The sequence below is a fragment of the Actinoplanes sp. NPDC048967 genome, from assembly GCF_040649415.1.
Classification (GTDB): Bacteria; Actinomycetota; Actinomycetes; order Mycobacteriales; family Micromonosporaceae; genus Actinoplanes.
Genome location: NZ_JBEZFL010000001.1, coordinates 578,812 through 590,998, shown reverse-complemented (window position 1 = coordinate 590,998; position 12,187 = coordinate 578,812). Strand labels below are relative to the sequence as shown.

The following is a 12,187-nucleotide window of genomic DNA, read 5'->3' as shown; positions in this document are numbered from 1 at the left end:
CGGAAAGGCACTGCCATGTCCCGAGCCCGGGTTGTCTTCGGCTTCGGCGCACCCCACGGCATCACCGAGGGGCCGGCCCTGGTGCGGGCCGCCCGGCAGGCCGACCGGGCCGGGCTCGATCACCTCTCGCTGTCCGACCACCCCTACTTCGGTGCGCGGCTGGACGCGTACGCCGCGGTGGGTTTCGTCCTGGGACGTACCGAGCGGCTGGCCGCCCTGGCCAACGTGACCAACCTGCCGACCCGGCCCGCTCCCATGCTGGCCCGTACGGTGACGTCGCTCATGGCGCTCTCCGGCGGGCGGGTGGTGCTCGGCGTGGGCGCGGGCGGTCTGTGGGACCGGATCGCGCAGCTGGGCGTGCCCCGGCTCTCCCCGGGTGAGGCCGTCGAAGCGTTCGAGGAAGCGATCGTCCTCATCAGGAAGCTGTGCGGTGGTGGGCCGCCGGTCACGCACGAGGGCCGGTACTACCAGGTGCACGAGCTGGAGGCCGCGCCCGTGCCCGCGCCGCCGGTGTGGACCGGCTCGGTCGGCCCGAAGTCCCTCGCGGCCACCGGACGGGTCGCCGACGGCTGGATCCCCGGACACGCCGCCGACTGGCTCAGCGAGCGCTACCGGACCTCGCGCCCCGTCATCGACGAGGCGGCCGCCGCCGTCGGCCGCGATCCGGGCGAGATCCGCACCGTCTTCAACCTGCCCGGGGCCATCACCGACCGCCCGCTGACCGCCCCGCGCGACGAGGCCGGGCGGTGGCGCGGCGGCTCGGTGCAGCAGTGGATCGAGGAGCTCACCGGGGCGGTGCTGGAGCACGACGCGGCCGGCTTCACCCTCTTCGCGGCCGGTCACGGCCCCACGGACGAGGTGTCCCTCGGGCGCTGGGCCGAGGAGATCGCCCCGGCGGTCCGCGAGGCGGTCGCCGCTCAGATGTTGTGACGGGCGTAGGCCGGGCCGCGCAGACCCAGCATCGCCTCGGTCATCCGGACCGCGTCCACTGCCGCGCGCACATCGTGCACCCGCACGATCCGGGCACCCTGCGTCACGCAGAAGACCACCGCCGCGACCGTGCCCACCAGGCGCTCCTGCTGCGGGCGGTCCAGGGTCTCGCCGATGAAGTCCTTGTTGCTCAGCGCCGCCAGCGTCGGATAGCCGATCGCGGTGATCTCGCTCAGCCGCCGGGTCAGCTCCAGCGAGTGGTACGTGTTCTTGTTCAGGTCGTGACCCGGATCGATGATGATCTGCTCCGGCCGGACGCCGCGGGACAGCGCCAGCGCCACCCGCTCGCGCAGGAACCCGGCCACCTCCGCGGTCACGTCGGCGTACCGCGGGCTCGGGTGCAGGGTGCGCGGCGCGGCCAGGCTGTGGGTGATCACCAGGGACGCGTCGGTGCCGGCCACCGCGTCGGCGATCGCCGGGTCGCGCAGACCCGAGGTGTCGTTGATGACCCCCGCGCCGGCCGCGATCACCTCCCGCGCCACCTCCGGCCGGTAGGTGTCGACCGAGACCACGGCCAGCCCGCGCGCCGCCTCCACCACCGGCAGGACCCGATCCAGCTCCTCGGCCGCGCTGACCTCCGGCCCCGGCGCGAACGGCACCCCGCCGATGTCGATCCAGTCCGCCCCGGCGTCGGCCGCCGCGCGCACCGCCCCGGTCGCCTTCTCCAGCGCGAACGTGCGGCCGCGGTCGTGGAACGAGTCGGGCGTGCGGTTGACGATCGCCATCACCGTGACCCGGCGCGAGAAGTCGTGCGCGCGTCCCCCGATGACGCGTTCGGCGCAGATCAGCGGGGGTGCGAAGGCAGTCACGACCGGAGACTAACCGGGCTGTGAACATCGCCCGAATTCGGGCTCCCGCCGATGATCGCTGCTGCTCTAAGGTGCAAGGCGTGACGGAAGCGGGACACGCGGTGGCCGACGTGCGTGGTCCGCTGCCGTACCTGTGGTGGCTCGTGCGGCGGCAGAAGCTGCGGATCACCGCCGGCGCGGTGCTCGGATCGCTGTGGATGGTGGGGCTGACGCTCCCGCCGTACCTGCTCTCCCAGGCCATCGACCGCGGCCTGCAGCGGCGCGATCTGGCCGCCCTGGCCGGCTGGGTGGCCGTGCTCTTCGTGGTCGGCGCGGTCAACGCGGTGCTGGCCATCCTGCGGCACCGCACCATGACCAAGATCCGGCTGGACGGCGGTTTCCGCACCGTGCGGGCCGTCATCGCGCACGCCACCCGGCTCGGCGCCGCGCTGCCGCGGCGCATCGGCGCCGGCGAGATCGTCACCATCGGCATCGCCGACGTCTGGGTGCTGGCCCAGGCCCTCACCGTGACCGGGCCCGGCCTGGGCGCGGTGGTCGCCTATGTCGTGGTCGCCGTGCTGCTGCTGAAGATCTCGCCGCTGCTCGCGGTCGTGGTCCTCGCCGGCGTGCCGGTGCTGGCCATCGTGGTCGGCCCGATGCTCAGCCGGCTCCAGCGCGCCGGCGCCCGCTACCGCGACCACCAGGGCGCGCTCGCCGACCGGCTGGTCGACATCATGGCCGGGCTGCGCATCCTCAACGGCCTCGGCGGCAAGGAGGCGTACGCCCGCCGCTACCGCCGCGACTCCCGGCGGGTCGCCGAGGAGGGCTACCTGGTCGGCGCGGTGACCAGCTGGATCCAGGCACTCGGCGTCGGCCTGCCCGCGCTGTTCCTGGCCGTGGTGATCTGGCTGGCGGCCCGGATGGCGGCCCAGGGCCAGATCACGGTCGGCGAGCTGGTCGCGGTCTGGGGGTACGCGGCCGTGCTCGTCGTCCCGGTCGCGTTCTTCATCGAGGGCGGCTTCGACATCAGCCGTGCCCTGGTCGCCGGGGGCCGCGTCGTGGATTTCCTGCGTCTGCCGGTGGATCCGGCGCCGGCCCGGCCCGGTCCCGACGGCCCGGCGGTGCTGCGCGACCCCGAGTCCGGGGTGGTCGTGGTGCCCGGCCGGCTGACCGTGCTGGCCAGCGCCCGGCCCGCCGACGCCGCCGCGGTGGTGGACCGGCTCGGCCGCTACGGCCCGACCCGCGCGACCTGGGGCGGGCTGCGGATGGACGGGCTCGCGGTCCGCGACCGGATCCTGCTGGCTGACAACGAGGCGTACCTGTTCACCGGCACGCTGGGTGAGATCGTCGCGGGCCGGTCGCCGGTGGACGACGCCGCCGTCACCCGCGCGCTGACCGCCGCCGTCGCCGGTGACATCGTGGACGGTCTCAGCGAGGGCACCGCGTCGACCGTCGACACCCAGGGCCGCAACCTCTCCGGCGGCCAGCGCCAGCGCATCCGGCTCGCCCGCGCGCTCCACGCCGACCCGGAGATCCTGCTCGCCGTCGAGCCGACCTCGGCCGTGGACGCGCACACCGAGGCGGCCATCGCGCAGCGCCTGCCCATCGCCCGGGCCGGCCGGACCACGCTGGTCGCGACGACCTCGCCGGCCCTGCTGGACCGGGCCGACATCGTGCACTACCTGGTCGACGGCCGGCTGGCGGCCACCGGCACGCACCGCGCCCTGCTCGACACCGAGCCCGGCTACCGCGCGCTGGTCACCCGGGCGGCGGGGGAGGCCGCGATGCCGGAGGTCGTCCGGTGAGCACCCTGCCGGTCGCCGGCGGCGCCCACGTGCGCCGGGCCGCGATCCGGCTGATCCGCGACGACCGGCGGGCCGTCGTGCTGATGGTGCTGCTCAACGCCCTCGCGGCGATCGCCGGGCTGGCCGGGCCGTGGCTGCTGGGCCGCATCGTCGACACGGTCACCAGCGGCCACGCCTCCGTGCACGCCGTCGACCAGCTCGCCGGCGCGATCCTGCTGTGCACGGTCGCGCAGACCCTGCTGGCCCGCTCGGCGCTGGCGGTCGGCTACCGCTTCGGTGAGCGTACGGCGGCCCGGGTCCGCGAACGGTTCGTCGACCGGGCCCTGGCCCTGCCCGCCTCGGTGGTGGAACGGGTGCCGACCGGCGACCTGGCCGCCCGCGGCACCGGCGACGTCAGCACGGTCGCCGTGACGCTGCGCGACGCGATCCCCGAGGTGCTCATCGCCTCGGCGCAGGCCCTGTTCGTGATCGTCGCCGTCTTCCTGCTGGACCCGTTGCTCGGCGTGGTGGCCCTGGCCGGACTGTCGGCGATCCCGGCGGCCACCCGGTGGTATCTGCGCCGGGCGCCGACGGCCTACCTGGACGAGGGGGCGGCCGGGTCGGCGCTGGCCGACGAGCTGGCCTCGACGATCGCCGGCACCCGTACGGTCGAGGCCCTGGGCCTGCAGGAACGCCGCCGGGCAGCGGGCGACGCGGCGATCGCCCGGGCCCGCCGGACCCGGTTGCGCACCTTGTTCCTGCGCAGCGTGCTGTTCCCCGCGGTCGACGTCTCCTACGTGGTGCCGGTGGTCGCCGTGCTGCTGGTCGGCGGCACCCTCTATGTCAACGGGCTGCTCTCGCTGGGCGCCGTCGCCGCGACCGCGCTGTATCTGCGCCAGCTCGCCGTGCCACTGGACGCGATCCTGATCTGGCTGGAGCAGCTGCAGAGCAGCGGCGCGTCCTTCGCCCGGGTCGAGGGGCTGGCGGTGATCCCGCGGGCGGTGGTCACCGAGCGCCGCGCACCCGCCGGCGACCGGATCGAGGCACGCGGCGTGCGGTACGCCTACGACGGCGGCCGCGACGTCCTGCGCGGAGTCGACCTGACCGTGCGCCCGGGGGAGCGGCTCGCTCTGGTCGGCCGCTCCGGCGCCGGCAAGTCCACCCTGGGCCGGCTGCTCGCCGGGGTCGACCGCCCCCGCGCCGGCACGCTGACCGTGGGCGGCGTGCCGATCGCCGAGCTGCCGCCGAGCCTGCTGCGCCGGCAGGTCGTCCTGGTCACCCAGGAACACCACGTGTTCCGCGACGCGGTCCGCGACAACCTCACCCTGGCCGCCCCGGACGCGTCCGACGACGACCTGCGTTCGGCGCTGGCCATCGTCGGCGCGGACTGGGTACGCGAACTGCCGGACGGCCTGGACACCCGGCTGGGCGGCGACGGCTTCGTCCTCGACGGCGCACAGGCCCAGCAGCTGGCGCTGGCCCGGGTGGTGCTGGCCGACCCGCACACGGTGGTGCTGGACGAGGCGACGGCCCTGCTCGACCCGACGACCGCCCGGGACGCGGAACGGTCGCTGGCCGCGGTGCTGCACGACCGTACGGTGATCGCGATCGCGCACCGGCTGCAGACCGCGCACGACGCGGACCGGGTGGCGGTGATGGACGGCGGGCGGCTGGTGGAGCTGGGCACGCACGACGAACTGGTCGCGGCGGACGGCACGTACGCCGCCCTGTGGCGCACCTGGCACAGCTGACCGGTCAGACGGCCACCACGGGGTGCCGGACCACGGCGTCGAAGAGATAGCCCAGCTCGTTGTGGTCCGCCACATCCGGCTGGGTGTTGCCGCGGACGTCGGTCGCCCGGGCCAGCAGCTCGTGCGGGCCCGCCTCCGGCCGCCAGTCCACCTCCCACCGCTGCCATGCGTGGCCCTCGCTGCCGCCGACCCGGCGGGCCCGGCGCCAGGTCGCGCCGCCGTCCGTGCTGACGTCCACGTGCCGGATCGCGCCCGCCGCCGACCAGGACCGGCCGCGTAGCCGTACGTGCCGGCCCGCCGGGACCTGCGCGCCCGGGTCGAGTTCGAAGGCGCTCTTGAGGACCTGGCGGTTGAAGGGTTCGCCCTCGGCCGGGTGGTCCGGGCCGAACAGCCGGTAGAACTGGGTGTTCCAGGGGGAGAACAGCGGGGCGTCGCTGACCTCGATGCTGCCCAGCCACTTGATCGAGGCGATGCCGATCCAGCCGGGCACCACCAGCCGCACCGGGTGGCCGTGGTCGGCGGGCAGGGGTTCGCCGTTCATCTCGTACGCGAGCAGCACGTCGTGCAGTGCCTTGCGGAGCGGCAGCGGGCGGCGGACCGGGCCGAGGTCCACGCCCCCGCTGACGAAGTTCGGGTCCAGTCCGGCCGGCAGCACGTCCACCGCGTGGCGGCTCAGGCCGGCGCGCCGCAGCACTGTGGACAGCCGGACGCCGCGCCAGCGGGCCACGCCGACGGCGCCGAGCTTCCAGGCCGTGCCGGACACCGTCCGACCCTGCTGGGTGGTGAAGTAGCTGCGGCCGTTTCCCGCGCATTCCACCGTCGCGGTGACCGTTTCGCTCGGCCCGCGGCGCAATTCGTCATACATTAATGTGACCGGTCCCTGTCGCAGCCCGGCGCCAAACAGGTGTAGTCGCCAATCCTTCGCATCGATCATCGGCGTGCTGGTGTGGTTCCGGACGAAAAAGCGGTCGATGGGCACCAGATAGCCCTGATCGGCCAGCGCGGACCAGCGCATCTCGGCGTTGCTGCCCAGCACGGTGAAGAGCTCCGGGGGCAGGGGCTTCACGATCGGGCCCGGCGCTGCGGCGGTGGCGGCGGTGCCCGTGGCGGCCCCACCGGCCAGGCCCGCGCCTGCCGCGGCGGTGAGTTTGAGCAGGTCCCGGCGGGAGAAGCCGGTTGCCTCCCCGGCCAGCCACTGGGCCAGCCGGCGCCGGTCGTAGGTGGCCTCGTCCAGCATGTCGTCCATCAGGGTGCTCCTCTGCGGCACTGACCGGTCTCGATCGTCCACAGCATGGTAAACCGATGGGCGATGTAGGAAAACGGAGAGGAGGTGAGTACCCGCTGAAAAACGATCTATGCAGAAATAATTCGGCGTATTGTGCGGGCATTTTTATGCGTCAGCCGACGGAACCAGGGGTAACCAATATCGCGAAGCACCAACGGACGAACGAACCACGATGGAGGCAGCAATGAGTGACCCGTCTGCGGGCGCCCGCGCGCCGGACACCAACCCCCTCGCCGACGTGCCGGTCACCGAGACCTACGCGGCGACGACATATCCCGAGACGACCTACCCCGCCGAGACGTACCCGGCGACCGGGCAGGGCTCCTCGGATGGCGACCAGTCCGCGGTGAAGCAGGCCGCCGGACAGACCGCCCAGGCCGCGGGTCAGGCCGCCACTGACGTCAAGGACACCGCCAAGGAGCAGGCCCAGCGGGTCGGCTCCGAGGCCAAGACGCAGGTCCGCAACGTCGCGTCCGAGGTCCGCGGCAAGGTGAGCGAGCAGGCCCGGACGCAGAACGACAAGCTCGTCGGCAGCATCCGTGAGATGGCGGACCATCTGGAGGAGATGCGCGGCGACCGGGCCGACTCGCCCGCCACCCAGATCGTCTCGCGTGTCGCGGACAGCGGCCGGCAGCTCGCCGGTTACCTGGAGAACAACGGCCCCGAGGGCGTACTGCGCGAGGTCCAGGACTTCGCCCGGCGTCGCCCCGGCGCGTTCCTCGCGGGCGCACTGGCCGCCGGCTTCGTGGTGGCCCGGCTGGGCAAGGGCGTGGCCAAGGCCGACGACCTCTCGTCGGACAAGCCCGCCAGCGACTCGTTCGTGTCCAACCCGGGCACCTACGACACCGGCTACGACACCGGCACGACGGGCTACACCACCGGCACGACGACGACCGGCGGCTACGTGGACCCGGCGGTCGGCACCACCACCGGCTACCCCGCGGCGTCCACCGAGTACGCCTCGACGGGCACCGGCACGCCGGTCGTCGTGGAGGAGGACTACGTCACCGGGACCACGCGGGATTACCCGGGCGGCACGCGATGACCGCGCCGTACCCGACCGGCCACTCGCGGGACCACGCCGAGGAGGTCAGCGAGACCTCCGTCGGTGAACTGATCGGCAACATCAGCAACGACCTGTCCACGCTGTTCCGCCAGGAGGTGGAGCTGGCCAAGGTCGAGCTGAAGCAGGAGGCCTCGAAGGCCGGCAAGGCGGCCGGGATGCTCGGCGCCGCCGCCTTCGCCGGTTACCTGGTGCTGGTGCTGCTCAGCTTCGCGCTGGTGGCCGCCCTCAGCAACGTGATGGATCCCGGCTGGGCCGCGCTGATCGTGGCGGTGCTCTGGGGGATCGTCGGCGCGGTGCTCTACAGCAACGGCCGCAAGAAGCTCAAGACCGTGGACCCAACCCCGCGGCGCACCGTCGACACCCTCAAGGAGGACGCGCAATGGCTGAAGAACCCGACCGGTTGAGGCAGGACATCGAGGCGACGCGCGCCTCCATGACCCGCCACGTGGATCTGCTGGCGGAGAAGACCAGCCCTACCAAGGCCGCCCAGCGCCGCTGGACCGCCGTGAAGGAGAAGGTCATGGGTAGCTCGGAGCACGCGCGGCACTCGGCGGGCAACGCCGCGGGCACCGTGCAGGACAAGGCCTCCTCGGCCGCCAGCACCGTGCAGGACAAGGCCTCCTCGGCCCTGGGCACGGTGCAGGACAAGGCGTCGAACCTCAGCGACGCCGCGGGCGACAAGGCCCACAGCGCCGCCGACGCGGTGCGGAGCGCGCCGCAGGCGGTGGCCCAGCAGACGCAGGGCAACCCGCTCGCCGCGGGCATCATCGCCTTCGGTGTCGGCATGCTCGCCGCCACGCTGATCCCCGTCACCGACGCCGAGAAGCGGGCCGGCCAGCAGCTCAAGGAGCACAGCGGCGACCTGACCGACAAGGTCAAGGACGTCGCGGCCGAGATGAAGGACGACGTCTCGGGCACGGTGCAGCAGGCGGTCGGCCAGGTCAAGGAGACCGCCGCCGACGCCGCGCAGACCACCAAGCAGCAGGCCCAGTCCTCGGCGCAGGACGCCAAGGACCAGAGCAAGCAGGCGGTCAGCGACGCGCGGTCCTGACCTTCGTACGACCGACGCCGGGCTGCCCCGAAGGGGGCAAGCCCGGCGTTTGTCGGTACACCGCTCGGGCACAGGAACCGCATGACTATGAAGTTCGGATACAAGTTGTCGGCCGAGGGTTTCGGCCCGAAGGAGCTCATCCAGCAGGCGGTGCGGGCCGAGCAGGCCGGCTTCGACTTCGTCGAGATCAGCGACCACTTCCACCCGTGGCTGGACGTGCAGGGCCACTCGCCGTTCGCCTGGACCGTGCTCGGCGCGATCGCCGCGCGCACCGAGCGGATCGGCCTGGCCACCGGCGTGACCTGCCCGACCGTGCGGTACCACCCGGCGATCATCGCCCAGGCGGCCGCGACGCTGGCCATCGTGTCGGACAACCGGTTCACGCTGGGCATCGGCGCGGGGGAGCGGCTCAACGAGCACGTCGTCGGGCAGGGCTTCCCGAGCGTCCGCGGCCGGCACGAGCGGCTGCGTGAGGCGCTGGAGATCATCAAGCTGCTCTGGCAGGGCGGCTACCAGTCGTACGAGGGCAAGCACCTGCAGCTGGAGGACGCCCGGATCTTCGACCTGCCGGACCAGCTGCCGGTGATCGCCGTGGCGGCCGGCGGCAAGGACGCGGCCGCGATGGCCGCCGAGCTGGGTGACGGGCTGTTCGCCACCGAGCCGCGGGCCGACCTGGTCGAGAGCTACACCGGCGCCGGCGGGTCCGGTCCCCGCTACGCCGAGGTGCCGATGGCCTGGGCCCCGACCGAGGAGGCCGGCATCCAGGAGGTGCTCAAGACCACCCGGTGGGCGCTGACCGGCTGGAAGGTGATGAGCGAGCTGCCGAACCCGGTCAACTTCGACGCGGCGTCGCAGACGGTGCGCGAGGAGGACGTCCGTGGCCAGTTCGCACTGGGCCCGGACGCCGAGCCGTACGTGGCCGCGGTGCAGAAGTACACCGAGGCGGGCTTCGACCACATTGTCCTGCAGAACGCGGGTCCGGACCCGGACGGCTTCATCGACTTCTTCCAGAAGGACCTGCACGACAAGCTTCAGCGCCTGTGAAAGTTCCCGTTTCGTCCCGGGCCGGTAGGGGTAGGCCGCTGCGATGATCAGCGAAGTCACCGTCGTGGTGGCCACCCGTAACCGGCGCGCCCGGCTGTTCGAGACCATCCCGCACCACGAGGGTCCGGTCATCCTGGTCGACAACGGCTCCGACGACGGCGGCCCGGAGGCCATCGAGGCAGCGTTCCCGCAGGTCACGGTGGTCTCCCTGGGCGAGAACAGGGGAGCCGCGGCGCGCAACGTCGGCGTGGAGCTGGCCCGTACCCCTTATGTCGCGTTCGCCGACGACGACTCGTACTGGGCGCCCGGCTCACTGGCCGGCGCGGCCGCTCTGCTGCGGGACCACCCGCGGGTCGGGCTGCTCAGCGCCCGCGTGCTGGTCGGACCGCGGGCCCGCGTCGACCCGGTCTCCGAGGCCATGGCCGCCGCGCCCCTCGGCGTCCCCGAGGGCGCGCCCGGCCCGGCCGTGCTGGGCTTCCTGGCCTGCGCGGTCACCGTCCGGCGGGAGGCGTTCCTGCAGGTGGGGGGCTTCAACCCCAAACTGCACGTGTACGGCGAGGAAGCCCTCCTGGCGATGGACCTGGCCGCCGCCGGCTGGCTCCAGACCTACGCGCCCGAGCTGACCGTGCGCCACCTGCCGCTGCCGGCCGGCCGGGACAACGGCGCCCGGCACCGCATCGAGGCGCGCAACAGGGTCCTCACCGCTCTGCTGCGCCGCCCGCCCGCCGTGGTCGCCCGGACGGCGGTATCGGCCTGGCGGGACGATCGGCGGGGGGTGGCCGACGCCGCGCGCCTGCTCCCGTGGGCGCTGCGCCGACGCCGGCCACTCCCGGACACTGTGGAGGACGCCCTGCGCGTCCTCGCCAACTAGGAGGTCTCACCACCCGGTGGGGGCCTCACCACCCGTTCGGCGGGGCCTCCAGGTGGACCGCCTTCATGACGGTCAGCTCGTCGAGCAGCTCGGGGCCGTACCCGAAGCCCTGCCCGCTGCCGCCGCGCGGATGCGCCGCACCGCCGGGCGCGCCGCCGAAGACCGCGTTGACCTTGACGGTGCCGACCGGCAGCTCCCGCCAGGCCTGCTGGGCGTGGCTCATCGAGCCGGTCAGCACCGTCGCGGCCAGCCCGTACGGTGACTCCGCGGCCCGCGCCAGCGCCTCGCTGAACGAGTCGACGACGACCACCGGGGCGACCGGCCCGAACGTCTCCTCGCGCAGCACGGCCATGTCGTCGGTGCAGTCGGCCAGCACGGTCGGCGGGTAGTACGCGCCCGGCCCGTCCGGCACCTCGCCGCCGGCCAGCACCCGCGCGCCGTCCCGGACCGCGGCGCTGACCTGTGCGTGCACCGCCTCGCGGAGCCGGGTGTCGACCAGCGGTCCGATGTCGCCGGCCCAGGTTCCGGCCTGCTCGGCCAGCTCGCGCAGGAACGCGTCCGCGATGTCGCGGTGCGCGTAGATCCGTTCCACGGCGACGCAGATCTGGCCCGAGTTGGCGAAGGAGCCGAGCGCCGCCTGCTGCGCCGCCCACGCCGGGTCGACGTCCGCGTCGACGATCAGCGGGTCGCTGCCGCCGTTCTCCAGCAGCGCCTTGGCCCCGGTCGTCGCGCAGGCCGCCGCGATGGCCCGGCCGGTCGCGGTCGAGCCGACGTGCGCGACCACGTCCACCTCCGCCGACGCGAGCGCCGCCCCGACCGTGCCGTCGCCACTGAGCAATGAGAACACCCCGTCCGGGAAGTGCGGGGCGAGGAGCTGGGCCAGCCGCCGGCCGGTGGCCGGGGTGCGCTCGCTCGGCTTGTACACGACGGTGTTGCCGGTCACCAGGGCGGCGCCGAGCAGACCGCACGAGACGGCGACCGGGTCGTTCCACGGCGTCACCACCGCGACCACGCCCCGCGGCCCGTAGGCCATCAGGTCGATCGCCTCGTCGTTGCCCGCGAGGGTGCGGCCCCGGTGGGTGGGTCCGAGCTCGGCGTACTGGCGCAGGGTGCCGACGCCCGCGCCGATCGAGTCCTTCGCGCCGTCGACGGGCTTGCCCATCTCCGCGTTCATCAGCTCGGCGAGCTCGTCCGCGGCGGCCTCGACCGCGTCCGCCGCCGCGTGCAGGGCGGCCGCGCGGGCGCCCGCCGCGGTCCGGCTCCAGAGGGGGCCGGCGTCGCGCGCGGCCTTCACCGCGGCGGCCACATCAGCTTCCGAGGCGACGGCGACGCTCGTCACGGGAGTCCCGTCCGCGGGGTTCAGTACGGTCAGCCGGGCGTCCCCGCTGCCGGGTGTCCAGGTTCCACCGATGAGTTGTCCGACGTCATGCATGCCTCGCCGGTTGCCCCTCAACCGGCTCCGCAAACGCCGCGTCGTCCTTTATCAGTGCAGGTCGCGGGGCTCTGAAGAAGTGCTGAAGAAGTTGTGAACAAGTCAGTGATCTAGCGAATAACTCG

Annotated in this window: 11 protein-coding genes; 8 read left to right on the top strand and 3 right to left on the bottom strand. The window is 73.5% G+C overall.

Annotated features, from left to right (window positions below):
• Positions 1-15: 15 nt before the first annotated feature.
• Positions 16-930 carry an LLM class flavin-dependent oxidoreductase gene (locus AB0C12_RS02845; RefSeq protein WP_360543462.1) on the top strand — a complete coding sequence of 305 codons (915 nt, stop codon included), beginning with the start codon at positions 16-18 and terminating at the stop codon, positions 928-930.
• Here AB0C12_RS02845 and folP read toward each other — a convergent pair.
• Positions 918-1,799 carry a dihydropteroate synthase gene (folP, locus tag AB0C12_RS02840; protein WP_360543460.1) on the bottom strand — a complete coding sequence of 294 codons (882 nt, stop codon included), beginning with the start codon at positions 1,797-1,799 and terminating at the stop codon, positions 918-920. The two genes, AB0C12_RS02845 and folP, sit on opposite strands and share 13 nt — an antisense overlap.
• 164 nt (positions 1,800-1,963) lie before the next feature.
• Here folP and AB0C12_RS02835 point away from each other — a divergent pair, with 164 nt between their 5' ends.
• The gene (locus AB0C12_RS02835; RefSeq protein WP_360544908.1) at positions 1,964-3,583 is read left to right on the top strand and encodes an ABC transporter ATP-binding protein; all 1,620 of its coding nucleotides are present in this window, start codon (positions 1,964-1,966) and stop codon (positions 3,581-3,583) included.
• On the top strand, positions 3,580-5,313 hold the full coding sequence (locus AB0C12_RS02830) for an ABC transporter ATP-binding protein (RefSeq protein ID WP_360543458.1): 1,734 nt from the start codon (positions 3,580-3,582) through the stop codon (positions 5,311-5,313). The genes AB0C12_RS02835 and AB0C12_RS02830 overlap by 4 nt, the downstream gene beginning before the upstream one ends.
• Positions 5,314-5,317: 4 nt before the next feature.
• Here AB0C12_RS02830 and AB0C12_RS02825 read toward each other — a convergent pair whose 3' ends face one another.
• Positions 5,318-6,559, bottom strand: coding sequence for a sulfite oxidase (locus tag AB0C12_RS02825; protein ID WP_360543456.1), 1,242 nt, complete (start codon positions 6,557-6,559; stop codon positions 5,318-5,320).
• Between the two features lie 223 nt (positions 6,560-6,782).
• Here AB0C12_RS02825 and AB0C12_RS02820 point away from each other — a divergent pair, with 223 nt between their 5' ends.
• The 5 genes from AB0C12_RS02820 to AB0C12_RS02800 all read left to right on the top strand — a co-directional run bounded on the left by AB0C12_RS02820 (position 6,783) and on the right by AB0C12_RS02800 (position 10,630).
• Positions 6,783-7,643, top strand: coding sequence for a hypothetical protein (locus AB0C12_RS02820; RefSeq protein ID WP_360543454.1), 861 nt, complete (start codon positions 6,783-6,785; stop codon positions 7,641-7,643).
• Positions 7,640-8,068, top strand: coding sequence for a phage holin family protein (locus tag AB0C12_RS02815; protein ID WP_360543452.1), 429 nt, complete (start codon positions 7,640-7,642; stop codon positions 8,066-8,068). The genes AB0C12_RS02820 and AB0C12_RS02815 overlap by 4 nt, the downstream gene beginning before the upstream one ends.
• Entirely contained in the window at positions 8,044-8,715 is a 672-nt protein-coding gene (locus tag AB0C12_RS02810; RefSeq protein ID WP_360543450.1) for a DUF3618 domain-containing protein, read from the top strand. The genes AB0C12_RS02815 and AB0C12_RS02810 overlap by 25 nt, the downstream gene beginning before the upstream one ends.
• 81 nt (positions 8,716-8,796) lie before the next feature.
• Positions 8,797-9,759 carry a TIGR03557 family F420-dependent LLM class oxidoreductase gene (locus AB0C12_RS02805; RefSeq protein WP_360543448.1) on the top strand — a complete coding sequence of 321 codons (963 nt, stop codon included), beginning with the start codon at positions 8,797-8,799 and terminating at the stop codon, positions 9,757-9,759.
• Positions 9,760-9,802: 43 nt separating this feature from the next.
• Positions 9,803-10,630, top strand: coding sequence for a glycosyltransferase (locus tag AB0C12_RS02800; RefSeq protein WP_360543446.1), 828 nt, complete (start codon positions 9,803-9,805; stop codon positions 10,628-10,630).
• 25 nt (positions 10,631-10,655) lie between these two features.
• Here the strand turns inward: AB0C12_RS02800 and AB0C12_RS02795 are convergent, their stop codons facing one another.
• The gene (locus AB0C12_RS02795; RefSeq protein WP_360543444.1) at positions 10,656-12,062 is read right to left on the bottom strand and encodes an aldehyde dehydrogenase family protein; all 1,407 of its coding nucleotides are present in this window, start codon (positions 12,060-12,062) and stop codon (positions 10,656-10,658) included.
• Positions 12,063-12,187: the final 125 nt, after the last annotated feature.